This window comes from Brevibacillus dissolubilis (genome assembly GCF_006170445.1).
GTDB lineage: Bacteria > Bacillota > Bacilli > Brevibacillales > Brevibacillaceae > Brevibacillus_B > Brevibacillus_B dissolubilis.
The window spans coordinates 44,333-70,637 of the sequence record NZ_VCNA01000017.1 but is presented as its reverse complement, the minus strand read 5'-3'; the positions used below and the strand labels follow the sequence as shown (position 1 = coordinate 70,637).

General features: G+C 50.4%; 19 protein-coding genes. 7 read left to right on the top strand and 12 right to left on the bottom strand.

The genetic code is table 11. The features are described 5' to 3' along the window. Nucleotides 1–20: 20 nt before the first annotated feature. Together FGI41_RS23345 and FGI41_RS23340 are read right to left on the bottom strand one after the other, a co-directional pair. A complete protein-coding gene (locus tag FGI41_RS23345; protein ID WP_139492721.1) occupies nt 21–3,665 on the bottom strand; it encodes an AAA family ATPase in 3,645 nt (1,214 codons plus the stop codon). Continuing rightward, entirely contained in the window at nt 3,666–4,922 is a 1,257-nt protein-coding gene (locus tag FGI41_RS23340; protein WP_139492720.1) for an exonuclease SbcCD subunit D, read from the bottom strand. 154 nt (nt 4,923–5,076) lie between these two features. Here FGI41_RS23340 and FGI41_RS23335 point away from each other — a divergent pair, with 154 nt between their 5' ends. Next, nucleotides 5,077–6,039 carry a hypothetical protein gene (locus FGI41_RS23335; protein ID WP_139492719.1) on the top strand — a complete coding sequence of 321 codons (963 nt, stop codon included), beginning with the start codon at nt 5,077–5,079 and terminating at the stop codon, nt 6,037–6,039. Between the two features lie 56 nt (nt 6,040–6,095). On the opposite strand, the gene FGI41_RS23330 is transcribed toward FGI41_RS23335, so the two are convergent. The 4 genes from FGI41_RS23330 to cyoE all read right to left on the bottom strand — a co-directional run bounded on the left by FGI41_RS23330 (nt 6,096) and on the right by cyoE (nt 12,003). Then, nucleotides 6,096–6,989 carry a LysM peptidoglycan-binding domain-containing protein gene (locus FGI41_RS23330; protein ID WP_139492718.1) on the bottom strand — a complete coding sequence of 298 codons (894 nt, stop codon included), beginning with the start codon at nt 6,987–6,989 and terminating at the stop codon, nt 6,096–6,098. 136 nt (nt 6,990–7,125) lie between these two features. Further along, nucleotides 7,126–9,435, bottom strand: coding sequence for an immune inhibitor A domain-containing protein (locus FGI41_RS23325; RefSeq protein ID WP_139492752.1), 2,310 nt, complete (start codon nt 9,433–9,435; stop codon nt 7,126–7,128). Nucleotides 9,436–9,955: 520 nt separating this feature from the next. After that, nucleotides 9,956–10,951, bottom strand: coding sequence for a COX15/CtaA family protein (locus tag FGI41_RS23320; RefSeq protein WP_139492717.1), 996 nt, complete (start codon nt 10,949–10,951; stop codon nt 9,956–9,958). Nucleotides 10,952–11,073: 122 nt separating this feature from the next. Beyond that, entirely contained in the window at nt 11,074–12,003 is a 930-nt protein-coding gene (gene cyoE / locus FGI41_RS23315; protein WP_139492716.1) for a heme o synthase, read from the bottom strand. Between the two features lie 321 nt (nt 12,004–12,324). Here cyoE and FGI41_RS23310 point away from each other — a divergent pair, with 321 nt between their 5' ends. The 3 genes from FGI41_RS23310 (at nt 12,325) to FGI41_RS23300 (ending at nt 14,057) form a co-directional block, all read left to right on the top strand. Then, nucleotides 12,325–13,092, top strand: coding sequence for a sulfite exporter TauE/SafE family protein (locus FGI41_RS23310; protein WP_139492715.1), 768 nt, complete (start codon nt 12,325–12,327; stop codon nt 13,090–13,092). A gap of 136 nt (nt 13,093–13,228) precedes the next feature. Next, nucleotides 13,229–13,315 carry a putative holin-like toxin gene (locus tag FGI41_RS25725; protein ID WP_368656835.1) on the top strand — a complete coding sequence of 29 codons (87 nt, stop codon included), beginning with the start codon at nt 13,229–13,231 and terminating at the stop codon, nt 13,313–13,315. 259 nt (nt 13,316–13,574) lie between these two features. Beyond that, on the top strand, nt 13,575–14,057 hold the full coding sequence (locus tag FGI41_RS23300) for a glutathione peroxidase (RefSeq protein WP_139492713.1): 483 nt from the start codon (nt 13,575–13,577) through the stop codon (nt 14,055–14,057). Nucleotides 14,058–14,135: 78 nt separating this feature from the next. On the opposite strand, the gene FGI41_RS23295 is transcribed toward FGI41_RS23300, so the two are convergent. Next, entirely contained in the window at nt 14,136–16,382 is a 2,247-nt protein-coding gene (locus tag FGI41_RS23295; protein WP_139492712.1) for an immune inhibitor A domain-containing protein, read from the bottom strand. Nucleotides 16,383–16,895: 513 nt separating this feature from the next. After that, a complete protein-coding gene (locus FGI41_RS23290) occupies nt 16,896–17,558 on the bottom strand; it encodes a hypothetical protein (protein WP_139492711.1) in 663 nt (220 codons plus the stop codon). Between the two features lie 195 nt (nt 17,559–17,753). Between FGI41_RS23290 and FGI41_RS23285 the strand changes: the two genes are divergently transcribed. After that, the gene (locus FGI41_RS23285; RefSeq protein ID WP_139492710.1) at nt 17,754–19,433 is read left to right on the top strand and encodes a glycoside hydrolase family 13 protein; all 1,680 of its coding nucleotides are present in this window, start codon (nt 17,754–17,756) and stop codon (nt 19,431–19,433) included. Between the two features lie 74 nt (nt 19,434–19,507). Here FGI41_RS23285 and FGI41_RS23280 read toward each other — a convergent pair whose 3' ends face one another. Together FGI41_RS23280 and FGI41_RS23275 are read right to left on the bottom strand one after the other, a co-directional pair. Then, nucleotides 19,508–20,302 carry a carbon-nitrogen hydrolase family protein gene (locus tag FGI41_RS23280; protein WP_139492709.1) on the bottom strand — a complete coding sequence of 265 codons (795 nt, stop codon included), beginning with the start codon at nt 20,300–20,302 and terminating at the stop codon, nt 19,508–19,510. A gap of 149 nt (nt 20,303–20,451) precedes the next feature. After that, nucleotides 20,452–20,637, bottom strand: coding sequence for a hypothetical protein (locus FGI41_RS23275; protein ID WP_139492708.1), 186 nt, complete (start codon nt 20,635–20,637; stop codon nt 20,452–20,454). Nucleotides 20,638–20,822: 185 nt separating this feature from the next. On the opposite strand from FGI41_RS23275, the gene pdxR reads away from it, so the two are divergent. After that, nucleotides 20,823–22,250: a MocR-like pyridoxine biosynthesis transcription factor PdxR gene (gene pdxR / locus FGI41_RS23270; protein WP_139492707.1), complete on the top strand. Its 1,428-nt coding sequence runs from the start codon at nt 20,823–20,825 to the stop codon at nt 22,248–22,250. Nucleotides 22,251–22,440: 190 nt separating this feature from the next. On the opposite strand, the gene FGI41_RS23265 is transcribed toward pdxR, so the two are convergent. Both FGI41_RS23265 and FGI41_RS23260 read right to left on the bottom strand, forming a co-directional pair. Further along, a complete protein-coding gene (locus tag FGI41_RS23265) occupies nt 22,441–23,565 on the bottom strand; it encodes a lipase family protein (protein WP_139492706.1) in 1,125 nt (374 codons plus the stop codon). 161 nt (nt 23,566–23,726) lie between these two features. Continuing rightward, complete coding sequence (locus tag FGI41_RS23260; protein WP_139492705.1) at nt 23,727–24,731, bottom strand: LLM class flavin-dependent oxidoreductase; 1,005 nt, start codon at nt 24,729–24,731, stop codon at nt 23,727–23,729. Nucleotides 24,732–24,948: 217 nt separating this feature from the next. On the opposite strand from FGI41_RS23260, the gene FGI41_RS23255 reads away from it, so the two are divergent. After that, a complete protein-coding gene (locus FGI41_RS23255; RefSeq protein WP_139492704.1) occupies nt 24,949–26,259 on the top strand; it encodes an MEDS domain-containing protein in 1,311 nt (436 codons plus the stop codon). Nucleotides 26,260–26,305: the final 46 nt, after the last annotated feature.

Below are 26,305 nucleotides of genomic sequence, written 5' to 3'. Positions count from 1 at the left end.
ACTTTATTTAATCGCCCAGACTACTCTACTTCCAGCGTGATCGAACTGCCCGCCCCCATCGGCTCTGCCGGCGTGACGATCAGACGGCGCGGCATCCGCACGCGAAGCTCCGGTACGTGACTGATCAAGCCAATCGTAAAATGCTCCATCCGCAGGCGCTCCAGCGCATCGAGCACCACTTCCAACAGATCAGGGTCAAGCGTACCGAACCCTTCATCTAAGAAGAAGAATTCCAAGCGTCCGCCGCGCATCTGAATCTCTACCGATAACGCAAGGGCCAGCGACAGCGATGTGAGGAACGTCTCCCCACCCGACAGCGTGCTGACCGGACGGCGCATCCCACCTGCTGCTTCGTCGCGCAGAACGAATTCACCTTCATCACCGACCTCCAGCGAATAGCGATTCTTGGTCATGCGGGCCAGATGATAGGAAGCATCCTTCGCGATAGCGGTCAGTTTTTCCTCTGCGATAAATTGGACGAAGGCTTTGCCCTCGAACAGCTTGCGAAGCTCGTCCAAGCGGCTCTGCTCATCGCTGAGTTCCTTGTAACGCGTGTCCAGCGCCTGCCACTTGTCATGGTTTTCTTGAATGATCAACAGAGTCTGACGGGCGACAGCCAGCTCGTCTTTGAGGGTTTGGAGCACCAGCTCCTGTTCTTCACAGGCTTGGACAAGCGCCAGCCATTCCTGCTCATCGACGGTGCGGTCGGCAATTTTTTCTGTCAGACGCTGTTCGTCATAGACCAGCTGAGCCTGTTGCGTGCGGAATGCCTCGACCCGTTCACGGTAGGCAGGAAGTGTATCTTTTTCGCCGTACAGCGCTTCGAGCTGCGGGATTTCTCCCAAGCCGCTTTGGAGCAATTCTTTTTGCAGCTCAAGATCGGCATCATTACGCTGACGGGAGAGCTGGAGGTAGGATTCTTCTGTACGAAGGACTGCTTCCTGTGTCGCCTGTCGCTTCTCTGCCGCTTGCGTCCGTGCCTGTTCTGCGCTTGTAATCCGTTCACGCAAACTGGTCAGCTGTGTCTCTGTCTCTTGCAAAAGCTCACGCGCCAAGCGCCCGGACGTCACCTTTTGCCATTGCTCCCGCTTCTGCTTGAACACCTCAGAGCGCTCCTGCAGGCGTTCGCGGAGCTTGGCTTCATCTACGACCAGCTCGGTACGGCGTTTGTCGCTGGCTTGGATCGCGGTCTGCTTGGTCTTGATCTGCTGTTCACGGGAGGTGCGCTGTTCCCGCAGGTGATTCCATTGTTGCTCTTGTTGCTCCAGTCGCGCATACTCCGCTTCGATCCGGTCTATTGTCAATTCGCCGCGCAGCTGTTCGAGCGTCGTCTCGGCTTGGGTATACAGAGTCTGCGCCTGTGTCAGACGGGCTTGTGCCGTCTCCAGCTTGGCCCGGAGCTGTTCTTCGACCGCCAGATGCTTCTCATAGCTGGCCTTGTGTCCCAGCTCTTGCTCGCGCAGCTGGTTAAACGCTTGTTGAAGGTGCTCAAGCAGCTGCTTATGCTGCTGACGCTCCTCCCCCTTTTGTCGGAGTAGAGCATCCTGCTCCTGAAAACGCGCCACCAGCTGCGAGATATCAGGAACCATCCAGTATTCGCCCAGCTTGACCAGTTCCGCTTGAATCGCCTGGATGCGGACGTCGACCACGGCTTTTTCATCGGTCAGCGAGGCTTCCTGCTGTTTCAGGCGGGCCTGTTCCAGCTTGGCAGTCTGCAAGGCTTCTTGGGCGGTTTTGAGCTGTTTTTCAGCGTCTTCTAACGCCAGCTTGCTCGCTTGAATCCGCTCGCGGTATAACTGCTCGTCTCCCGCTCCGGAATCCTCCTCGTGTCCCGCTGCCATCGGATGGTGCTCCGACCCACATACCGGACAAGCCTCACCGTCAGCCAATTGACTGCGCAGGACGCGTGCCATATTGTCGTTTTCCCATTGGCGCAGGGCGATCTCAGCCTGTTCCTTTTGTTGCTTGCGGGTGTCGCAAAGCTCCTCGGCTTCTTGCACGCTTGCCGCATACCGTGCCAGCTGTTGCTCACTCGCCGTCCAAGCTGCTTGCCACTCTGCCTGTTTCTTTTTCCACTCGGTTTCGAGAATACTCGCCTCGCGCCACTCTTTGCCCAGCTGCTTCACTTGGTTCAGGGTCTCACGCAGCTGCTCGATCTCCTCGTCGCTTGCCAGCGGCTTTTGCTGGGCTTCCTGCAGGCCGGCTTGTCCCAGCTCACGGGTCCGCTCCGCTTCGCGCCATGCCTTTTCTAATCCGGTCAAAAGGGCGGTGTTGGCCTGATACTGCTTCTGCGCTTCCTCATGCTCGGCTGTGACCAGACGGAGATTGTCACGCTCTTTGTCCCATACCTTTTTCGTATCGAGCAGGGTCTGCATACGCTTGCGTTCTTCCGGAGTGATCGTCATCGACTGGAGTTGCTCATCGATTGCGGTCAGCTCGTCGTTCCACGCAGTCAGTTGTGCCTCATCTGCAGCCAGCTCCTGATTGAGCGCACTCACCTGCTGGGAGATATCGGTCAGCTCAGCGGTTCCTGCCGTCAGCTCTGCCTTCATCTTCTCCAGCTCAGACTCCCACTCGACAGCCTGAGTCAATGCACTGCGCTTCTCGATCAACTGTGGCTCCTCGGTGCGCTGACGTGCAGTCACTTCCAGATACGCCTGCTCGGCTGCATCTGCTGCCTGCTTCGCTCCGTCGCGCTCCATGCGCTGTCGGCCCAGTGTCTCACTCGTGCTTGTCCACTCGGCCTCGATCTGACGCACCTTTTCCACCAGCGGCCAGAGCTTCAGGCTCGCTTCCACGCGAGCGATCTGCTGACTCACGGCTTGAATCTCGGCTTCCTCCTCCTTGAGCTTCGCGATGCGCTCCGTCAGTGCATCACGCTCGGCCTGCCATTCGCGGAGCTGCTCCCATTCGCGTTTACGGGTGAGCAGCACGTCTTTTTCCTGACTCATCTTCTGCTCGGCTGTCTGCGCTTCGTCCAGCTGTACAGTCGCCGCCTGCAATGCTTCCGGCCCCGCATCACCCAGTCCGGCCAGTTCAATCTCTAAGCGGTGCACCTCTTCCCGATTGCTGCTGTACAAGCTTTTGACCCGGTTCATCAGCACTTCGCCATATTCATACAGGTTAAAAATCCGCTGGAGCATCTCATTGCGGTCTTTCCCTTTTAAGGTCAAAAATTTAGAGAACTGCCCCTGCGGCAGCACAACCGCACGGGTAAAGTCTTCAATCGTCAGCCCGATCAGGTTCTCAATCGCCGCTGTCGCTTCCCGCGTCTTGGATTCCAGCACGATATCTTCTTCCTCGCCGAGATGCTTGCGGCGCTCGATCAGACGCACCTCCGGCTGTTTCTTCTTCCCCTTTTTATCCAGACCCATCTCACGCTCGATGGTATACCGCTTGCGGTCGCCGTCTCGCCCCAGTTCAAAGGTAAAAGAGACCACCATCCGCTCCTCCAGCTGGTTTAATACCTCCTGCGGGTGCGAACCACTCGTCCGCGCCACCTGTCCATACAGGGCAAAGGTAATCGCGTCCAGAATCGTCGATTTCCCGCTCCCCGTCGGTCCGAAAATCCCGAACAGCCCCGCTTCACATAAGGTTTCGAAATCAATCTCCTGCTTCTCACGGTAGCTGTTGAGCCCCTGCAGCTGCAAAAAAATCGGTTTCATCTACGCGTCACCTTCCTTCCCGCCGATATTACCCGCGCCGACCATCAGGCGTGAAAACAGCTCAAGCACCTTCGGATCAGGCTCCATTCCGCGCTTCCGCTCATAAAAACGGCGGAACAGCTGCTCCGGACTCATCTGGTCGCGCTTCATGCCGTCTTCCTCTGCCGCTTCATCTGTCTCTTTTTCCACCAGCACACGCTGGATCTTCACGAAGTCCTCGCTCATCTTGCGCAGACGCTGAAACTCAGCCGGATCGATCACATCAGACACATGCAGCTCCAAGTCAATCCAGCTGCCACGGTCCCGCTCCTCTGCCAGCCACTGCTCCACCTGAGCAATCCCCTCAGTCGCCTTCCACCGCACCAATGGACGCCCGCTGCGCAGATAGACGATCTCTTCCTTGACCTCTTCACCTGGCACGATGTCCACCAGCACAACCGCCTTGCTCTGGCCCGCCTCCGAAAAGCTGTACGCAAGCGGTGACCCGCTGTAGCGGACGAGCGGCGCATCACTTAGCTTTTGCAATCGGTGCAAGTGCCCAAGTGCCACATAATGAGCATTCTTTGGAAAAGCAGACGGATACACCGTATGCGCTCCCCCGATCTGAATCGGACGCTCCGACTCCGTCTCCTCCCCGCCCATCACGAACAGGTGGCTGGTCACGAGGTTGACCGTATCGTCACGGAACTTGTCCGCCTGATCGGCAAACAGCTTGGCAATCCGCTCATGGTACGCCTGCTGCATCTCTTCTTCATCAAAGGTCTCACTCAACAGCTCCTTCAGCCTAGCCTCAGACGGGTAAGGCAAAGCCAGCACCACCGCATGATGCTCCACACCCGGTACCGCAATCTCAAACCAAGATGAGCCTGCGTCCACGATCCGCACTTTATCTACCGGCGCATCCGCACGGCTGACAAAAGGCACTTCTTTTGGCAAGCCAAGCAGCACAATCCCGTGCTTATGTGCCAGAGGTGCCGCCGCACGCACCCGCTCCGGCTGGTCATGGTTCCCCGCGATCACGACAACACCGCGCCTGCCTTCATCAGACAGCCGCTCTATCGCCCAATAAAACAATTCCTCCGCCCACGCCGGCGGGTTGACTGAATCGTACACGTCGCCCGCGACCACAACCAACTCTACTCTCTGTTCCTCGACAATCTCGCACAACTCATCTATGAAAGCCTCCTGCTCCACTCTTCGGTCCCGTCCCTCCAAAAGGCGCCCGAAATGCCAGTCAGCCGTGTGTAGAATCCGCATGATTTCACCTCTACGATCATTTGTTTGCTGTCCTCTATTGTACCAGAAGATAGGGGCGAACTGAGAGGTAAAGTGAGGGACAAAACATTTAATAAAATCCTATTTATACCGATATCTCGAGTGGAAACTATTTATATTTTTAGGAGAAGATTAGATGATCCCTTTGCTCAATCAAGTACGCCATACGCTTCAATCTTTTGCACACAACTCAATAACCCCTTTGAACATCGGCTTTGTCATATGCTATATTCTGACCTTAATTGCTTCATCGAGATTACCGATGTACTTTTTGCTGATGTTCTATCTAGTCTATTTCATGATTGATGTAAGACCCAGAGGATACTATCTGACAGAAAATCTGACTCGCACGAAGAAATTTATCTTGGCGGCAACTTTTATCACTCTAATCTTCCCAACCGAAACTTCACTATTTTGGCTCCCTAGCATTGGATTCTATATCCTTTCAACAAAGTTTACTAAGGTAGATCTTCAAACACTTGGAGTAAAATTTATGTTACAGTTCTTTTCCATCCTTTTCTTTTTGCTAGGTTATGGAATGCTCTTTAAAATGGGGTGGAATACTTTAAACCACTATTCATCCATACTGAATATGATTCTAACAATCCTGCTGGTTTTTTATATCGTTCATATGTTGATTACTAGTATCGTTTTCACTGTAAAGAGTAACAAAGAGTTATTCCTTGAACCCAACCGCGAGAATATCCAAGACCGATCCCATTCAAATAAAGCACAATTGATTGTTCTTGTTTCTATACTCGCTTTGTTGATGGTATTGGGAGATTTCATGTTCGGCATGTTATATTCTCTTGAACATACTTCAACTTTAGATATCTTTAACCATCCCACTTCCACGGACGTTCCTCCCAAATTATCGTTTTTCCAATATGTCTTCTTCACCTTCGGCATTCACTATTCCCTGCCTTTACCAGAAGACCTCTCAAAATTCCAAGAATTCGTAAGCACAGAACCTAAGTTTATGGTCGTCCAAATGTCCCATGCCCTCTCTTCCAAATTAATGGAGATTACTATTTTCGCCGCTCTCGGTGGACAGTTCGCCGAATTTCTAATGCGCAATCAAAAATCCAGAGAAGAGTAACCCAGAAAAAACCTCAACTCACCCACAGTGATTGAGGTTTCTCCCTATCCCTTTTTTTACAAAAACCCAATCTCCTCATAATTAAACCCAGTCCTCGCCAAATACCCCGTCTGACCCGTCTCCACCACCTGCACCAAATCATAGATTTGCGGGTTGGTGTGCACCCGCCCACTTCCTGTAGGACTTGGAACAAACCATCGCAGCACCATGATCGGTGTCCCACTCGCAATTGGTACGGAGGCCGCTGATTCATCTGGAGCGGCAAGCAGGCTATCATTTCTGATCATCACATGAATCCGCTTGGTATAACGTACAGCCAGCCGAAGCCTTTTCATAGCGTGCTGAGCCAGCTGAGCAACCGACGGGTCCGGGTCCTCCATCGCCATCCCCAATGCATCCTGCACCTTGGCCCCCTGTCCGATCCTACCGAGGCTCATCACCGTAAAATAACGCACAAGCACACATCGGTGACTCAGCAATTGAACCAAGGAAAAGTAAGCATTGCTCCCCAAGGATTCCCATGTAAATGTATTTAGATAGAAATTGTTCATAATCTCCCGCCCGGTCAAGCCTCCACAATCCGGAGCGGTTCGGTTCCATAGTTCAAACAATTGCCTTTGGGTCATCGTTTGATCATACCGTACCAGCAACTCTGACCCAGGCTGCAATACATTCGGATCACTCAGTTCGTTAGCCTGAGCCAAAGATTCTGCCGTTTTAGAAAATTGTTGAGCCAGACAGGTCAGGCTATCCCCATAAAACACGACATAGTAGGGAGTCCCGCCAGCCTTAGGCAAGATCAGATTCGGTTCGGGAATGATCAACGGCTGTCCGACGAATAAAAAATCAGGATTGCAGATCACATTGGCTCCCCGGATCGCTTCAATCGTTGTCCTATACTGTCTGGCGATTCCAGAAAGTGTTTCGTTGGCTTTTACCACATGCAACATACCCAAAAACCCTCCTTATCTGCCTACAGGGTATTCACCCAAGATGTGGAAGGTTCGTATGCATAGCATAAAAAAAAGAACCACAACCCCCATGAAGAGGTTATGGTTCTTCCGCCTTTTTACAGGCTCATCCTACTTACTTGTGAATCCAAACAGCACCAGCGGAGTTGTCTTTCGCTTCACCGATGACTTGGAATTTGAGACCGAGGTTAGGAACGATACGGCCAGAGTCTGGAATGATATCGTTTTGGTAACGGTTTGCATCGTTGAACTCTACTACGCCTGGGAGGCTCAGGTAGTTGTACTCACCACGTGCAGGGGTGTTAACATACCAAGCTGGAGTAGCATCGAGAGAGAACGCTGCGTCAGCGACTTGGTAACGACCGGTTTGGGAGATACCAGGTACGCCGTTTTGGTTGAAGATCATTGCTTCTGGGTGGGAGTCAACTACACCGAGGAAGCCTTCACCTGGGTGAACGCCAACCCAGTTGTCGAGGTAGCTGTTGTCAGCATACCAAACCACGAGACCAGAATTGTATTTTACGCCACGGCCAAACTCAAGCGCTTTGTCCGCACCTGCGTAGTTTCTCCACTCGAGGTAGTAGTGTTGTTTGTAGTAATCAAGACCGTTAGATACTTGGAAACCGTCGAGAGCGAAGGTAGCATCGCCTTCTGCATCGTCAGAGAATACCACTTGACCGTCTACAGTCAGTGTTGCGTTGTCGAGTGCAAAACCATCCATAGCGAGACCGCCGTCAGTTACATAGCTGAACTGGAGCTTCACTTTTTTGCCTGCGAATTGGCTCAGGTCATAGGACTTGTCAACCCACTCGCCGTTGGTGGAATCTGCACCGTCGCCGGAGGTGTTTTCATCGCCGAGTACGTCGAGGCTCACAGTTTGACCATCTTCAGTGATCGCATCTACATACAGATAGTCGTAGTCTGTCTCGATTTGGTACAGGGATTTGAAGGAGAAGGTTGCGTTGGTTGCATTGGTCAGATCAAATTCAGGTGTAGCCGCCACAGTGTGGAGGTCGTCACCTTTTGTGCTGTAGTAGTAGTTTTCGCCAAACGCTGGCTCGATGCCCATAACCGCTTTTTCTGGCAGGTTCACTTTCACGATACCAGGGTTTTTGGACTTGGTTACAGATTGGTCGATGAAGGTAGCAATACCGTTTTGGTCGATGTCTTTGTAATCCACTTCCACGATGTTTGCCCAGTTACCGCCCATCAGCTTTTGGAAGAATTCTTTGTTTTGTGGGGAGAAGCTGGTTGGTGCTGTACCTGCGATTTTACCTGCCCAAGAGCCGCCGCTCATGATGGACCAAGCTTGAACCGGTTCACCGTTACCAGTGTATTGAGTGTCGTACTCATCTGGAAGGCCGAGGTCATGACCGTATTCATGCGCGAATACGCCTACTGCACCGTCTTCTGGTTGGATGGTGTAGTCGTATGCACCCATTTTGCCGCCCCAATAGTCTACTTTTGCAGTGGTGTTAGGTACTGCGTATACACCATTGAGAGTCCAACGGTGGGACCAGATTGCATCGTCGCCGAGTTGGCCGCCGCCTGCTTCTTGACCAGTACCTGCGTGGATGATCATCAGGTGGTCAACCAGACCGTCTGGCTCGTTTTGGTTGCCGTCGCCATCCATGTCATACAGGTCGAATTCATCGTAATCAGCGAGGTTGATCCCTGCTTTAACCGCTGCGTCAAGGGAACGCTTCACGAGGTCACGAGGGCCGCCTGGGTTGAGGTTGTCGTGGCCACCTGCCGGGTTGTCGTCACCATAGTAAGACGCGTTGCCAGGCACAGTCAGCCAGTCGGATACATAACCGTCAACGGTGTAGCTTCCGCCGGATTGCTCTTCATAGTATTGTTTGAAGGTTTCGATTTTGTCGCCGTTGAAAAGAGTAAACGATTCATCGCCGAACATCAGTTTTTCGTAGTGTTCACGGCTGAAATCGTCTGCATACATGTAGCCGTCACGCTGATCAACGTTGTTGTGTTTGAAGTCTTCGAACTCAGTGAGAAGTACGAGAACTTTGTCTGTACGCACGCCGCCATTGTACGGAGCTTGTTTTGCTTCGTCCACTTTCACAGCACCGTTTGGCTTGCCTTTTTTGAAGTTAGCGTGACCTTTGTTGAGTTGCTTGGTCAGCTTGTCTTTTTGTTTGGTCAAGAAATCTTTCGCTTTTGCGTCGACTTCATTGTGGCCGCCTTCATGTGCATTCACAGAGCCGCCTTTGCTCTTTTGTTTGATATATGCCTGTACGGCTTTTTTCGCTTGCTCAGCAGACGCATTTGGTGCGATTACGCCACGGTCTTTCAGCGCTTGGATGAGCAAGTCCTCATTCACAATGTTGAGGTCCATAGGTGGTGTGAGAACGTTAAAATTTTCAGAGTCTGGATTAGCAGACGCCGCACCCAATACGCCAAGAGACATAGTGGTTGCAAGAAGAGCTGTACTTACTTTTTTGCCCCATTTTTTCACAGAAACCCCTCCTGTTAATAAAAGCTAAAAAAAGATAATCAAAAATAATAAACTCTCTGTAAAAAAGATTTTATCACTTCAGTTAATATATTACTAGCTATATTTCAAAAAAAGTGTCAAAATTTCGATTCCTTTTTCAGGAACTTTTCGACAAATTGTGAGGGGGTTGAGAGGGGGAGCGGTTGGCAGACGGAGTCCCCATTTTTGAAACCCTTCGTAGGAAGGGAAGACTGTCCGCTGCGAAAACAACAAGGGCTTGGCCGGGGGAAAACATCTGGGTAACTCAAGGGAGTGAGACTGTTCCCCCTGAGCGTATTCGAAGAAGCTAGACGCCCTTGTTGTTTTCTTCGCTGGGTAGGGTTTCAAGAAGGCTCCTCCGCCTGCCAACCGCTCCCCTCTCAATGTGAAGTAAAAATAAAAAATTAAGAGAAAAAAGATATATACAATAAAAAAAAGACCGTGCGACATTACGTCACACAGTCTCTGTTGCAGTCTTTACTGTCTTTTTACCCGAATTCTTCACAACACCCTGCTCAACCGCTACCTTCTCCACCTCATACTCCTGCTCTGGTCTCTTCATCACTTGCATGCAGAGATGACACAATAAGCTGAACATCACGGTGATAATCGCGGAGTGGAGCATGGTCGCCGACAGGTTGAGCTTGGTGAAGACGACCAAGCCGCCGCTCAGCACCTGTGCAGTGATCAGGATAAATACGTACTTCGAGGTCTTGTACAGGTCTTGACGGGTATTGCGGTAATGGCGTGCGATGTAGATGAAGAGACCCATCAGCATCAAATACAGGACACCCGCCGCCAAACGGTGGAAGTACTGGACGCCGACATTCCCGTCCATCGCAGACAGATCAGGGATGAGTTGACCCTGACAGAGCGGCCAGTCTGGACAAGCCAGATTGGAGCCCGTATGTCTGACATAGGCGCCGAGATAGATGACGCCATAAGCGAACAATGCAGTAAACCAGGTGTACACTTTTACGCCAAAAGGCACTTCCGTCTGAATCATCGGTGCCGAACGCTCCCGATTCAGCGCGAACAATGTAAGCAAAAAGACGCCCGTATAGGCCAAAAGCGAGAATCCGAAATGCAAGGCAAGCACCGGAGAAGACTGCGGCCACATAACCGCAGAAGCGCCCAGCAGTGACTCCACCACGATAAAAAACATGCCGAAGATCGCCAGTCCCCGCACTTCCTTGTTCCCTTTGTAACGGAGCCACGCCCACACAGAGAAAACAATTACGACAATCCCCGCAAGGCCTGTTGTCAGACGATGCGTATATTCAATTAACGATTCAATGGTATAAGCCGGGACCCACTTCCCGTTACACAGCGGCCAGTCATTTCCGCAGCCCAGACCCGATCCGGTCTTGGTTACGAGCGAGCCTGCAATCATGACTATGAACATCACGACGGTAGACAGCACTGCCAACCTCTTGAAATATTTATCCATTCTCAACCCTCATTTGTTTTGGATGACGATCTATGTGTTCCCTATCTTAAAATAAAGAAACATCTCAAGCTTTGCAAGAGATGTTTCTATGGCAAATTTGTAATTTACGTGTCAAACATGCACTAGATGGCACTAATGATCATCGCAGCACACATACCAGTCAGATAGATCAGAGAGTAGCCAAACAGTTTTTTGGCCCAAGCGATGTCATCCTTGGTCTTAAATCCTTGGAATAAAAGAACAAGGTAAATCACACCGAGAATGGTCGCGGTCGCCAGATAGACGTAGCCGACAGGTGCATAGAGGAAAAGCATCAGAGAAACCGGCAGGAGTGCCGCCCCCCAGAAGAACATCTGGCGCTTCGTCTCAGCAAAGCCTCTTACGACCGGAAGCATCGGAAGACCTCCGCTGCGGTAGTCTTCTACTTTAAGCATCGCCAATGCGAGGAAATGCGGGGATTGCCAGAGGAACAGGATCAAAAACAGAATCCATGCGCCCGGATCGAGGTTTTCCGTCACAGCGGCCCAGCCGATCAACGGTGGCATCGCACCGGAAATTCCGCCAATTACGGTATTGAGAGTGGTCACACGCTTCATAGGTGTATAAATGAGTACGTAAAAAATATGTCCCATCAGTGCACATACAGCTGCAAGCGGATTAACGAGTAACGTGAGAACCACCAGACTCGCAACCAAGAGTACGAGCCCGAGAACCAGTACATTTCGCGGATGAACCTTGCCAGTGGCGGTAGCCCGGTTTTTGGTACGCTGCATTTTCTGATCGAGTTCACGATCCCAGTAGTTGTTAAGCGCCCCACCGGAGCCGATGATCAAAGCAGCACCCAGCATTGTAAAGATGAGAGTTGCCACATCAGGTGACGCCTCAGAGGCCACCCAAAACCCTGCAAAGGTGGTCAGCAGGTTAGAGAGAATGATCCCAGGCTTGGTCAATTGCCAATAATCTCTCCACGTTGCACTTTTTTCTTGAATGAATGTATCAGTAGCCGATGGAAATGGGCTGTCCGAATTCTTTAACGTCGCTTCGTGTTCCATGGTTCCCTCGTACTCCTTTCTTATGTGAGGTACGGTCCGTTCTAATCACACCATAGTCATACGAGTTTCATTGTATCGAAAAGAAAAGTGTGACGTCAACAGAAGAGAATTGCTAATTTTACTATAACGTACATAGTCTTAAAAGCAAGCATTGTACTTGACAACTTTTTTACAGCTTTCGGTCTGCATATTATGAGGTTTTGCCCCAAAAGGCACATGCCTATTTTTGGAGGAATTCGCACCACAACAGGCGGATATCCATACTTTGTTATTAGTTTGCAAGGCAAGTTTCAGAATTACGGAACAAGGAAGGGTTACGACATGGACATTACCTTAACGGTTATCGGCCTGATGGTCGGCTTCCTCGTCGGGCTGACCGGCGTCGGTGGAGCCGCACTGCTTACCCCGATCCTCATCATGCTCGGCATATCGCCCACAATTGCAGTCGGCACCGATCTGGTGTATAACTCGATCACCAAAGTATTCGGAGCCTTCCAGCATTGGAGGCAAAAAACAGTCAACTTTCAAATCGCCCTCTACTTTGCCATCGGTAGTGTTCCGAGTGCAGTCGTAGCTGTCAACGTCATTCATTGGCTGGAGCATTTGTACGGTGGAACGGATGTTATCATTAAAAAAATCCTCGGTGTCGCGCTCATCCTCATTCCGATCGTCATGATCATCAAAACATTCAGATCCCAGCGCGATCCCAAACCGAATAAGTGGCAACTCAAAACGACCGCTGAAAAGCGCGGAATCACCATTGCGATCGGAGTTATTCTGGGCTTTATCGTTGGTCTAACCTCAGTCGGCAGCGGCTCGCTTTTCGCTCTCGCTCTGATGTACTTCTACTCCCTCAGCGGCAAACAGGTCGTCGGTACCGACATCGCCCACGCCTTTGTACTGGTGACAGCAGCCGGGCTTGCACACGCGAGCTTCGGAACTGTTGATTACCCCATCGTCCTGCAGCTGTTGTCCGGCTCAATTCCGGGAGTATTTCTCGGCAGTATCCTCTCTACCAAGGTTCCCACAACCTTCCTGCGCATTGCTATCTCCACCATCATCCTCATCAGCGGAATCAAACTGCTTTAACAATTGTGACAAAAACACATTTTGATTCAATATTGGCAAAGACCGTGATATAATATTTACCAGATACAGTATTCGCTTCCCACGAGAACCGGCTGTTTACAGCTTTGTGGATTCCCTAAGGGAAGGGGGTGGGGTCATGTCAGTATACGAAAGCTTGTCGTTGATGCTGACGTTCGGCACATTGATTATCGCCCTGTTAACCGCCTCTTCAAAACGAAAATGACCGCCGGACTCAACTGAGTAATTTGGCGGTCATTCCTGCAAGTACAAGCCGTCCTCGATGGGAACGTCTATTGTATAAGGTCACGGGTGTTACCGCACCTGTGGCCTTTTCTTTCCTTAAGCACTACTTAGTTTACCACAAAAATCCGACAAAAAAAACCAATTTTTTCACTTCCCCGCCTTGCTCACGCGGTTGTGCAATTGTATCCTATGGGGAGGTAAAACCTGTATTTATCATGACAAAGGAGCTGTTTTGATCCATGAGCCAATCCATTTACGACATCACAGTCACTACCGCCGGCGGAGAACAGAAGACCCTCGCCGCTTACCAAGGACAAGTCCTCCTGATCGTCAACCTCGCTTCCGAGTGCGGCTTCACTCCGCAATACAAAGGACTTGAAGAGCTTAACCAAAAATACCGCGACAAGGGTCTGCGTGTCCTCGGCTTTCCGTGCAACGACTTCGGCGGTCAAGAGCCAGGCAGCATCGAAGAGATCCAGACCTTCTGCTCCCGCAACTTCGGTGTCACCTTCGATCTGTTCGACAAGGTGGAGATCAAGGGCGACGGCAAGCACCCTCTGTACCAATTCCTGACTACCCACGCTGAGCCTGCAGGCGATGTAGCATGGAACTTCGAGAAATTCCTGATCAGCAAGGACGGCTCCATCGCAGGCCGCTTCAACAGCCGTGTAGAGCCGACCAGCCAAGAACTGACTCAGGCGATCGAAGCAGCGCTGGCATAGTCTTTCTACTATCTATAGCCGTACACGGAAAAGAAGCCCTAAGGATTTCCTCAGGGCTTCTTTTTGTTGGTGCGGGACTTATTTTTTGGACAGCTCAACAACTGCACGGGTGAAGTCGTTAGAGATACCTTTTACTTTGATTTGGAGACCAACTTCAGGGAGAACTTTACCGATCTCAGGTACTTCTGGCATGGTGTAGTCGTTGCCATCGTAGAAGGTGTCTACGCCAGGGAGTGCTGGGTAGTTCATTGTACCGAAGATGTAGTCGAGTTCGATACCGGAAGTTTTGTTGAAGCCAAATGCTGCGTCAAGAACTTGGTAACGGGAGTCAGCGATTTTCTCTGCATTGCCGTCTTCATTGTTCCAGTAGTGTACACGTTGGTGGGAGTCAACTACACCAAGCATACCGAAACCTGGGTGGTTAGAGGTGTTGTTGTCTTGCGTTTTACCGAAACGGCCATCGTAGTACCATACCAGTACGCCTGGATCGTAAGTGAACCAAGTGTCGCTGCGGCGGAAGTATTTGAGACCAGCGTCTACGCCGTTTTGGGAACGGAGCTCAACGAGGTAGTATGCAGGGAAGAATTTACCTTTGCCATCGAAGTGGATGAAACCGTCGAGTTCAAATTTTTTCTCGCCTTCTGCATCGTCAGAGAATACGGTTTTGCCATCAGCAGTAACGGTGATGTTGTCTACGTAGAATGCTTGCAGAGCAAGACCGCCGTCTGTTACGTAGTTGAATTCAACTTTGATTTTACCGCCAACATATGCGGAAAGATCGATTTCTTCATTTACCCAATCGCCATCAGTGGAGTCATCCCAAACTTTCACTTCGTGCTTTTTGCCAGAAGCGTCGATGACATTGATGTAGAGGTAGTCATAACCTGTTTCGATTTGACGGTAGGTGTCAAATGCGAGGGTCGCTGTTTTTGCACCAGTCAGATCGATTTCTTGGGAAGTCATACGGGTGTCGAGGTTGTCACCTTCGTCAGAGAAGTAAGAGAAGCTGCCTTCGAAAGGTTTAGTTGGTGGCAGTTTTTCTACTTCTGGCATATCGATTTTGATCAATTTGCCATCTGGCTTGCTGGAGATTGCTTCGTTGATTTTTACCGTTTTCTTCTTGTTATCGAGGTCTTCGTGATTGATCACAGTTGGGGAGATCCATTTACCACCGTAAGTTTCTTGGAGCCACATTTTGGACCAAGGATCGAAGCCGGTTGGTGCAGTTTGGAACACTTTACCTGTGTGGGAACCAGAGGACATGAGGGACCAAGCACCTACTGGGGAGTCATGACCGTTACGGGAAGTATCGTAGAGGTCTGGGAGACCCAGGTTGTGACCGTACTCATGCGCGAATACGCCTGGTGCACCGTCTTCAGGTTGGATCATGTAGTCGTATGCTTTGAGGGTAGTGCCAGGGATTGCAGTCGGACGGCGGAGAGTCCAACGGTGGGACCAGATCGCATCATCGTCTTCCCCTGTCTCTTCACCCACGCCAGCGTGTACGAGCATCAGGTTGTCGAGCATGCCGTCTGCTTCCATTACATTGCCGTCGCCATCGATATCGTATGGGTCACGTTGGTCGTAGAGATCTTCTTTACCAGCGATGGATTTACCTACGCCTTCAAGAGTTTCAACAACGAGTTCACGTGGAGCCGGGTCATTGCCGTTCTCATCGTTCTTACCGTAGTAAGCTTTGTTGTTTTTAGCAAGTGTCCAAGGAACAACTGTACCGTCAACAGTCCAAGTACCACCGGATTGCTCGAAGTAGTATTGAGCCATAGTAGTCATGGCTACACCGTCTGGAGTGCGGTAGCCGTATGGGCTGAACAGCATGCTGTCATAGTGTTCTGCATTGAAGTCTTCAAGCCAGATGGAATCACGCACAACTGGGAGTTGGTTGTGTTTTTGGTCTTGGTACTCAACGAGCGCGATTACGATGTTATCTTTGTGAACATTGCGGAATTTCGCTTCGAGTTGACCTTCTTTAGCGTTGTTGATGTTTTTTACTGCTTTGGATTGGACGATTGCTTGGTTTTTCGCAAGCTTTTTACCGAATTCAGTGGATTCGTCAAGACCGTGTGGAACTTGGCGATCGCTGAGGAATTCAGCTACCATCTCGTCGATTTCTTCTTGAGTTGCGCCTTCTGGGATCACGCCTTTTGCTTTGAGCGCTTTGATGAGACGCTCTGTGTTCACTGTTGCCAGATCAACAGAGTGCTGATGCTTGTGTTCATCGGTTTTAGCAGATGTGGTAACTGGAACGCTTACCATTGCCCCTACAAGGAAAGAAGTAGAAAGCAGAGCAGCGATCGATTTGTTCATCTTCACTGAAAACCACCCTTTCTTTTTATATGGATAGAAAACTACCCTCTGAGAATATGAGGAAACACAATAGTAATGACTGGCATTCTAAAAAAGTATGAATCCAATAAATACTATTATAATTCCTATTGTTAATACTATTCTACAAACTTTTCTGACTTCCTTCATAAATTTTAAAAAATATTTACACAACAAAATTATTTGATTGTTGAGCTTTTTATACCAATTGATAGGAAAAGGAATTATTTCGTTTGTAAAAAGATTTCGATGCAGATAAACGCCCTTTTTGTTTTCCCCGGAAATCATTTGTCAAAATCGATATACATGTAAATAGATTCTGACGCGGCGCTGATTGGAGTTGACGGACGATTTCCGTTTGCAGTAACATTTCCACTCGCATTTTGCCTCTGGAGGTTAGTTGAACGATCATTCAATTCAGTAGGATGGTTCTGATATTAAAAAACAAAACAAAATGCCAATGCAAGGAATATACATTCCAAACATTGGCATCGTTTAAAAATAAAAGGTTCGGTCAGGATCATTCTCGCTCCGCTCGATTCCTTTTACCAATAAATACCTTGTAATGCCGCCTGATTGGGCCAAAAGGCGGTCAGCGGTTTCTTTTGCTTTTTTCAGATCTCCGCGGTGAAAAGCCTCTTCCGTCTCAAAAATCTGCCGAAAGCGCTTGTCCTTGAGCTGCTCACGGTGAAAGGCATACTCGTCCCAGTCTTTATGGACCAAAGCAATAAGGCCCAATGAATAATGGCGGGCATCCGGTACACTCAATTGTTCGGATAATCGTCTTGCTTCTTCATACCTTTTGGTTTCCATATAGATCGCGATCAGTCCCAGATCACGGATCAGGTCGTTTTTGAGGCCTGGCTTGAGCTTGCGGATACTCTCTTCTGCACGTGACAAATCACCCTCTACATAATGATGCAGATAGGCATAGTAAGGATTATTCAAGTTGTCCCGGATATACTTGTCTACCCACTTGAGATCCTTCGTGTTGTAGAGCCTATAGTAGGTATAGCCATAGAAAGCCAGAAAAATCACGGCAAAAAGCCCGATAAACATATAGATCGAGTCCATTTGAACATGAAACTGTGCGAGCAGGGTACCGATACCAGCACCGATTACCAAACATAACAGCAAGCGGGTGAAGCTAAATCTCATGATGTCAGAACCTCCTTTCTTGCCTTGATGATTTTTGGGGATTTTCTCATAGTAACATGTGCAGGATTGGAAGGAAATAACCATCACTCGGATAGCCGCTAAACTTCTTTTGCCTCGGGCATTCTATAGAAAAAACCTTTATAATAAGGATTAGTGAACGATCATACTAAGGTACATATAAGGAGAAACTGTCTAATGGATAAGAAATGGTGGAAAGAAAGTGTCGTATATCAAGTCTATCCACGCAGTTTTATGGATAGCAACGGCGACGGGATCGGCGATCTGCGCGGTCTCATCTCGAAGCTGGATTACATCAAAGAACTGGGCATCGACGTCATCTGGATCTGTCCGGTCTACAAATCCCCCAATGATGACAACGGTTACGATATCAGCGATTATTGCGACATCATGGATGAATTCGGCACCATGGCTGATTGGGAAGAGCTGCTCGCTGAGGTTCACGGGCGTGGCATGAAGCTGATCATGGACCTTGTCGCCAACCATACATCGGATGAGCATCCGTGGTTCCTCGAATCCCGCTCCTCCAAAGACAATCCAAAACGCGACTGGTACATCTGGCGCCCTGGCAAAGGCGGCAAGGAGCCAAGCAACTGGGAATCAATCTTCAGCGGTTCCGCCTGGAAGTACGATGATGCAACAGATGAGTACTTCCTGCATCTCTTCTCCGCCAAACAGCCAGACCTCAACTGGGAGAACCCGACCGTCCGCGAAGCCATCTATGACATGATGAAATGGTGGCTGGACAAAGGGATCGACGGCTTCCGTGTCGATGCGATCACCCACATCAAAAAGGTTCCAGGATTCCCTGACATGCCAAACCCTGACAACAAGCGCTATGTAGCTGCATGGGACGGCCATCTCAATGTAGAGGGCATCCAAGACTTCCTGCAAGAGATGAAAGACGAAGTTCTCTCCAAGTACGACATCATGACCGTCGGCGAAACTCCAGGTGTCTCGCCAAAAGATGCTTTTGCCTATGCTGACGAAAAGATCGGGAAATTCAACATGGTCTTCCACTTCGAGCATATGAACCTCGATCATACGGAAAAAGGAAAGTTTGACGTACAGCCATGGAAGCTGGCCGATCTCAAGGACGTGCTTTCCAAGTGGCAAAAAGGCTTGGAGGGTCATGGCTGGAACGCGCTCTATCTGGAAAACCACGATCAGCCACGCTCTGTCTCCCGCTTCGCCGATGACTCCGAATACCACGAGGTCTCTGCCAAGATGCTTGCCACCTTCTATATGCTGATGCAAGGTACGCCCTACATCTATCAGGGTCAAGAGCTTGGCATGACCAACGTGCAGTTCACCTCCATCGATGACTACCGTGATGTCGAGATCCTCAACTACTACCGCGAAGCAAAAATCGACGACTTGGACGAGGATTACATCATGAAGGGCATCTACATCAAAGGCCGCGACAACGCCCGTACCCCCATGCAATGGGACGACAGCGCCAACGCCGGCTTCACCACAGGTATCCCGTGGATCAAGCTCAACCCGAACTATACCGAAATCAACGCAGAAGCACAGCGTAAGGACGCGAACTCCATCTACCGCTACTACCAGCAGCTAATCCAGCTCCGCAAGCAGCATGAGGTGGCCGTCTATGGCACGTATGATCTGGTTGAAGGGATCGCTGATGACAAGACTTACATCTACACCCGCACCTTGGGCGATGAGAAGCTGCTTGTGATCAACAACTTCACGAAGGATCAAGTGTCGATCTCGCTTGCCGATTATGCCGGGTATAACAAGCAGGTCTTGATCAGCAACTATGAACAGAATGGCACAGCAGGAGAAGCACTAAAGCTTCGTCCTTATGAGTCGGTCGTTTATCATCTGACGAAATAATGAACAGAAGAAGCCCTACCTTTGCCTCGTGATTATCATCAGGCTGGCCGGGCTTCTTTTATTTTCAGTCGGGATTAACCCTCTTGGTAAAGCTCGGGCTTATACCGCTTCGCCAAAAACCCTGTAGCTTGGCTCGGGTCGATATCGTATATCAGCAATCCTTCTTCCCCATACGGCATATAGGCCATACATTCCCCCTCAGGAGAAATCAGACTGGTTGCCGAATCCTGATATTTCAACGCGTAATTGACACTGGCAAAATAAATATGATTTTCAATACTGCGGCAAAGCATCGCTTTTTCATAATACGGGGAAGCGGGATGTCCCCACTCGGTCAGCGTCGGCCCACTTGTATCGGATCCGGTCATCTGCGGATGGAACACGATCTGCGCCCCTCTCACCGCCGCCCATCGAACCGTCTCCGGATAACGCCAGCCTTCGTGGCAAATCGTGATCCCAAAAGTGAGGTCCTTTACGGTGAAGACTCGGCGTACGCCGTCTGGAACATAGTAGGCCTCTTCCTCGGGAGCAATTTGATTTTTCGCCTGAAAGCCTAAGACCTCGCCCTTTTCCGAGATCACAAAGGAACCCACATGGATACCAAGGCTGGTCTGCCATTCCATGCCCATAATCACGGCGATCCCACATTGTTGGGCGGCTGACCGGATTTCTTCGAGAGCCTCTGTTTGAGCCTGATGATCGTATGGCTCGACCTCATAGCCCTGCCCTCTCAGACCTGGGAGATAACCTTCAGGAAAGCAGATGATCTCGCCCTGCTGCTCCCCTGCTTGTCGGATGAGGCGGACCGCGTTGTCGATCCCCTCCCGTAAGGAACGTGGGTAACGGGCAGATGCTAAGACGATTTTCATAGGGTGACCTTCTTTCTGTCTGTTTTTTGGAGTAGATATTTTGTGTTATGTGAAGAAATTCCGCTCTTACCTGGAAAACCCTTCTGGCTATGACAGCAAAAAGCCGTACCCGCGAACAGGTACGGCATGTTTCCATTGGCATGAATCTGTTAGAGAACGTAATACGAAAAAATCACGAGCAGGATGATTGCGCTTATTACATAAAAACCAACCAGACGAACCATATTATTTTTAGTACGCTTGCCATAGTTTTCTTCCTTGGGATTAAGCCCGATCATGAACGTGGCGATGCCCCCGATGAGAGTCAATATCACAATGAGTGCTACATAAATCATATCAGCCTCACTCTTTCTTCTATATATTTAGCCTGTAGCCGATTCGCGGCCTTCTGTTATCCCTACTCCTCTATCATACCTGCTTTGGGCAAAAACACACCATCCAATTCGGCTTTTTTTTGCTCATCCACTTCTCTATAATGGATGGGTAACCTCTAATCCCGATACAAGGCTGTGATCTGCTCATGAGTGAAAAGCCTGTCTATAAACAACTGGCAGAATTGATCGAACAGCGCATTTCCAACGGAGAGTTTCCACCGGGGAGTCTGCTGCCATCTGAGAGAATTCTCGCCAAAGAAATGCAAGTGAACCGCAGTACCGTGATCGCCGCCTATGAAGAGCTGCGTGCCGCAGGAATCGTCGAGCGCAAGCAAGGCAGCGGCACCCGTGTCAGTGCAGATATCTGGGGAATCGCCCGCGCCCGTGTGCCCAACTGGCGGCAGATGGTAGAACGCGGCTCTTTTTTGCCCAATCTGCCCCTGCTTCGTCATATCCGCAAAGAGACGCAGGATAATGATCTGATCGACATGGCAAGCGGAGAGCTGTCTGCTGATCTGTTTCCCCAAGACTTTTTTCGCCGGGCGATGGCACAGCAGGATTTCGAGTGGCACTTGGGCTATGAGAACCCACAGGGAAATCTGCCGTTGCGCGAGACGATCGCTACGCATGTGAAAACCCTCAAGGACATCGACGCAAGCCCAAGCTCCATCCTCATCACATCCGGGGCCCAGCAGGCGATTCATCTGGTCGTCCAATGCCTGCTGCAACCGGGGGACGCTGTCGCGATTGAAGATCCATCGTATTGCTACTCGCTTCCGCTTTTTCAGTCGGCTGGCTTGCGGACCTTCCTCCTGCCTGTTGACAAGGACGGAGTGAATCCTGAAGACCTCGCCGCTCTGCACCGACAGCACCGGATCAAGATGGTGTTTCTCAATCCTAATTATCAGAACCCGACCGGCACCCTGCTCAGCTGTGAGCGGAGGCTGCGGATTTTGGAGCTGTCGAGTGAGTACGGCATCCCTGTGATTGAGGATGATCCTTATAGTCTGACATCCTTCACCGGTGAGCGCATCCCCACTCTCAAGTCAATGGATCGTCACGGGACGGTTCTCTACATCAGCTCGCTGACCAAAATCGCCGCTTCCGGCTTGCGGATCGGCTGGGTGATCGGCCCGCAGATGGTGATCGAGCGGCTGGCCGATGCCAAGCAGCAGATTGATTTTGGACACAGCATCTTTCCTCAGTGGGTGGCCCATACCTTCCTCCAATCCGATGATTTCACTGCCCATATCGATATGCTCCGCGGTGAGCTGATGGCCAAGCGCGACTTGCTCGTCCGATCTCTACAGCACTTTTTGCCTGATCAGGCGGATTTCTTGATCCCAGAGGGTGGTATCCATCTCTGGTGCCGACTGAAGCAGCCGGTTAATGAAAATCAGCTGCTCAAAGCGGCCATCAAGCGGGGTGTGGTATTCGTGCCGGGGAGTGTGTTGGGCTCGCAGAAAGGGTATGTCCGCTTCACATTCGGACGGGCAGAAAAGCATCTGATCCACGAGGGTGTGTCACGGTTTGCCGAGGCGTTGCGGGAAGTGAGCGTGAAGACCTCTGTATAGGCGGGTGGGTATAGGCGGGCGGGTCTACGCTGATTCGGATACGCACTCATTTGGATATGCCCCCATAGCAAAAACGCCGGATTTCCCGGACGACCGTATCCAGCTAGACAGCTCTTCCCCTCCTGTCTAATTGGTATCAGCCAGCCCAAGCATGCCGACGTTTTTATCGTGCCTTGTTATCCTACTGCCTTTATTTGGACTTCACTTCATACCAGTCATCATCCGTGCTCTGGGTCATGCGTCCCTCCACCTGTACCCACTTTTTGCCCGAATCCATGCGCTTGCCAATCTCCGCATCAGACATCGCAGCACTTGGCGCGGTGTTGCCCGTCTTGATGCGTTGGCCGAGCCAGTTGACCGTCACCTCAGGAGCCTGGAAGCCAAACGATGAGAAGTACATTTTCGTCGCAATATTATGCTGGCCGATCTGGTCAACAGCCGGGATATACCATGGCTGGTACTCGACAAAAGTAGTCATGCGGCGCATCTCCAGATTCTCATCTCCGATCCACATATCATTAATCGCAGACGATTTGTAAAGCTCGAACACAATCCCCTTAGCTTTCAGTGCTGAGACATATTCCCGGCTGACTTCGCCTGTCCATTTACCACCGAGATAACCCTTGCCCCACTTCGACCAGAACGGATCAAGCAGTGCGACACGGTCTGGCTGCAGGTTGGCTGGGAGCTGGCCTGCCTGTACTTTGTCGCTTACTTTTTTGGTCAGAAGCGTGGCCATCTGGCTGCCGAGTGAGTGCCCGACGATGCGGATGTTGTCTCCTTTGTAATCTGAAAGCGCATTCATATATTCCTCTACAAAAAGGTCGGACGCACTGCGGTTCAGATCCTCAAATGTCTGGTAGACCTCGTCATTTCTCAGCCATCTCATGCCTCTTGGGCCGTCCGCTGTCCAGATCTTCGCCTCCGCATCGGTCACCTCTTCTTCATCCGCGAACTGGTTCCAGAAGAAAATCCCCACGTTCCAGCCTGCATCCACCCACTCATCCCCAGTGTTGTAGACAAAATACTGCTCATAATCAAAATCCTCACGTCTCTCCATGACCGATGAGAGCGGTTGCCAGCCATGTACGAAGATCACTGTCGGCTTAGCAGGGTCATAGTAAGGATTGGCTTGTCCCTTCACCGCTTTTTGGCTGACATTGCCTTTGCCGAACCAATAGACGCCATAATCCAGCTGCTCGAAGATCGACGACGGGCCGTAGGTGAACGCAGATGCCCCTCCGCTAAAAGCAGGAACACCCATCGTAACCGTAACCGCTGCAAGAGAGCTGAGCACAACCTGTTTCCAGTTCATTTTTAGAAACCTCCTTATTTAACCAAAATTGTTAATATTATTATAGTTAGAAAATACAGGTAATTCAATTGTTAAATGCTGAAACGCCGTTTACCTGCAATAAAAAAAGCATATGCCAGTCGCAGATGACGGCATATGCTTCTAACGGAACGAATATCTTTTTACTGTGGAAAAGCCTCTGCCAGCAGCTGATAGGAACGCAGCTTCGCCTCAAAATCATGCACGATCGTCGCGACCATGACCTCGTCTGTCTGGTACGCTTCGCTAAGCTCCAAGATTTTGGCCCGCACCTGCTCCTTGTCCCCGACGATGATCCGCTTGCGGTTTTCCTTAATGCGGTACAAGTCGTACTCGGTGTACGGATAATCCAGGGCCTCTTCTACGGTAGGAGTGCCTTTATCACGCATGATTCCTTTTTCTAATAACAAGAGAGACAGATCGATGCTGGATGCTTGCCGGTTGGCTTCTTCCTCTGTCTCGGCGCACACGGCAAAGACGGCTACCATCGACTTCGGCTTGTCCCCCAGGATAGACGGCTGGAAGTTCTGCTGATACCATCTCGTCACACGGTCCCCGCCATCCCCGTTGATAAACGCAGCAAAGGCAAATGCGACTCCCCGCTCTGCAGCCAGCTTGGCACTGTCCCCACTCGAACCCAGCAGCCACATCTCTGGTGCGGTCTCTACGATCGGCGTCGCCTTCAGCTGGGCAAAAGGATGGCGCTCGTCCAAGCTGTCATGCAGATACCCGATGAGATCATCCAGCTGATCTGGATAGCTGTCCACACCAGTTAATCTCCCACCTTGCAACGCTCTGGTAGCGAGCGGCATCCCACCCGGCGCACGTCCAAGTCCAAGATCTATCCGCCCCGGGTACAACGCCTCCAGCACCCGGAAGTTTTCGGCTACTTTATACGGGCTGTAATGGGGAAGCATCACCCCGCCTGAACCGACACGAATCTGCTTCGTAATCGCAGCCAGATGTGAGATCAAGACTTCCGGGCTGGACCCGGCCAAGCTATATGTATGATGATGCTCCGACACCCACAACCGATGATACCCCAGCCGCTCCAACTCCACAGCCAGCCGACCAGTCTGCGCCAACGCCTCAACCGCTGTGCTACCGTCAGAGATGGGAGATTGGTCTAACGCACTTAATCGAATCATATCCTGTCACCTCTCCTATCGTACCTATATTTTGTCCAACCACATGGAAAAGTTCAATGAAAAAGCCACACCGAAGTGCAGCCAAATGTGTTGAATACGCGTGGATATGCTATTTTAACTTATACATTATTGGAATTTTTCATATATAATAGAAATACTTAATTTCGTAAGGTGATTCTATTTTCCCCATTTACTCGGAGGAGGCGTGTTCAGATCAATGGCTACCATGTCCGTTCCCTTACAGACGATTCCGTTAACCAACAAGCTACACGTCAATAACGGGTCCCACATTCTCTACTTTTATGGTGAACAAGATCGTTATATCGAAAATGCCGTCTCTTTTATCCTCGCTGGCTTTCAATTGGACCAGCATGTGATGTTGATCGAGAGTCAGGAAAAATTCCAGCTCATCTACGAAAAAGTAAAAGAAGCCGCTCCCCATCAGCTGGATAAGCTTGAGTATATCGACAGCTACGAGTTCTACCGCATGTATGAGGATTTTCACTTCGACCGTGTGCTGGCTAATCTGGATCAAGCAATCCAGCCTTACTTACATAACAACCTGACCGCCCGACTCTGGGGACACGTCGACTGGAAGAGCCAGGAGGACATGCTGAGCAAGCTCCACACCTATGAATGCCAAGCCGATCTGTCCGTAAGCGAACTCGGCTACCTGACCGTCTGTGCCTATGACGGCAATATCGTCCCATCAATCATCCAGATTGAAATGATGAAGACACACGAATACCTCATGACCGACCACGAGCTCGTTCTCTCTAATCTCTATAAGAAATCGGCCAAAGAAGTCTGCTTTCCCACCCTATCCGCCCAAACCAAGCTGGAATCCGAAGTAGATTTGTACAAGCAGAAGCTGGATTTCGTCCATGTCGTCTCGCATGAGGTACGCAATCCACTGACAGTCATCAAGGCCTATGCTTCCCTGCTCCTCGCACAGGAGAACACCCTCGACAAAGAGGAAAAATTAAAAGGGATCGTCGACTACGTCACCCTGATCGACAACGAGATCACGCATATTATCAATACCGAGCAAATGCTGTCCACCGATGCCCTCTGGAAAAAGCGGCTCACGCAGATCTATCCTCTGATCGAAGAGGTCATCTCGATCATGGAGATCAAAGCCCGCACGCAGAACATTCACCTCACCACATCAGTATCTAGCTCTCCGCATCTGCTGCTCAATTGTAATTCGATCGGGTTCAAGCTGATCATCTCCAACCTGCTCAGCAATGCGATCAAATACAGCGAGGAAGGCCAGACGGTTACGCTGACCGCCCATACCAAGGAAGACCATCTGGAGCTTGTCGTCGAAGACAACGGAGTCGGGATGAGCGAGGAGCAGATGCAGATGCTTTTCCGCAAATATGAGAAGATGAATCAGGACAAAAGCGGCCAGGGGATCGGGCTGTTTATGGTCAAGAATTTGATTGAGAGTTTTGACGGGGAGATAGAGGTGGGGAGTGAGCTGGGGACGGGGACACGGGTCGTGGTGAGGTTTCCGTTGAAGTAGGTATAGGAAAAAAGACAAGAAGGCTACCTCTTTGGGTGGCTTTCTT

Bases quoted from the DNA above. Each gene is read 5' to 3' on its own strand.
- FGI41_RS23345 (WP_139492721.1), bottom strand. From the start codon at position 3,665: ATGAAACCGATTTTTTTGCAGCTGCAGGGGCTCAACAGCTACCGTGAG.
- FGI41_RS23340 (WP_139492720.1), bottom strand. From the start codon at position 4,922: ATGCGGATTCTACACACGGCTGACTGGCATTTCGGGCGCCTTTTGGAG.
- FGI41_RS23335 (WP_139492719.1), top strand. From the start codon at position 5,077: ATGATCCCTTTGCTCAATCAAGTACGCCATACGCTTCAATCTTTTGCA.
- FGI41_RS23330 (WP_139492718.1), bottom strand. From the start codon at position 6,989: ATGTTGCATGTGGTAAAAGCCAACGAAACACTTTCTGGAATCGCCAGA.
- FGI41_RS23325 (WP_139492752.1), bottom strand. From the start codon at position 9,435: ATGTCTCTTGGCGTATTGGGTGCGGCGTCTGCTAATCCAGACTCTGAA.
- FGI41_RS23320 (WP_139492717.1), bottom strand. From the start codon at position 10,951: ATGGATAAATATTTCAAGAGGTTGGCAGTGCTGTCTACCGTCGTGATG.
- cyoE (WP_139492716.1), bottom strand. From the start codon at position 12,003: ATGGAACACGAAGCGACGTTAAAGAATTCGGACAGCCCATTTCCATCG.
- FGI41_RS23310 (WP_139492715.1), top strand. From the start codon at position 12,325: ATGGACATTACCTTAACGGTTATCGGCCTGATGGTCGGCTTCCTCGTC.
- FGI41_RS25725 (WP_368656835.1), top strand. From the start codon at position 13,229: ATGTCAGTATACGAAAGCTTGTCGTTGATGCTGACGTTCGGCACATTG.
- FGI41_RS23300 (WP_139492713.1), top strand. From the start codon at position 13,575: ATGAGCCAATCCATTTACGACATCACAGTCACTACCGCCGGCGGAGAA.
- FGI41_RS23295 (WP_139492712.1), bottom strand. From the start codon at position 16,382: ATGAACAAATCGATCGCTGCTCTGCTTTCTACTTCTTTCCTTGTAGGG.
- FGI41_RS23290 (WP_139492711.1), bottom strand. From the start codon at position 17,558: ATGAGATTTAGCTTCACCCGCTTGCTGTTATGTTTGGTAATCGGTGCT.
- FGI41_RS23285 (WP_139492710.1), top strand. From the start codon at position 17,754: ATGGATAAGAAATGGTGGAAAGAAAGTGTCGTATATCAAGTCTATCCA.
- FGI41_RS23280 (WP_139492709.1), bottom strand. From the start codon at position 20,302: ATGAAAATCGTCTTAGCATCTGCCCGTTACCCACGTTCCTTACGGGAG.
- FGI41_RS23275 (WP_139492708.1), bottom strand. From the start codon at position 20,637: ATGATTTATGTAGCACTCATTGTGATATTGACTCTCATCGGGGGCATC.
- pdxR (WP_139492707.1), top strand. From the start codon at position 20,823: ATGAGTGAAAAGCCTGTCTATAAACAACTGGCAGAATTGATCGAACAG.
- FGI41_RS23265 (WP_139492706.1), bottom strand. From the start codon at position 23,565: ATGAACTGGAAACAGGTTGTGCTCAGCTCTCTTGCAGCGGTTACGGTT.
- FGI41_RS23260 (WP_139492705.1), bottom strand. From the start codon at position 24,731: ATGATTCGATTAAGTGCGTTAGACCAATCTCCCATCTCTGACGGTAGC.
- FGI41_RS23255 (WP_139492704.1), top strand. From the start codon at position 24,949: ATGGCTACCATGTCCGTTCCCTTACAGACGATTCCGTTAACCAACAAG.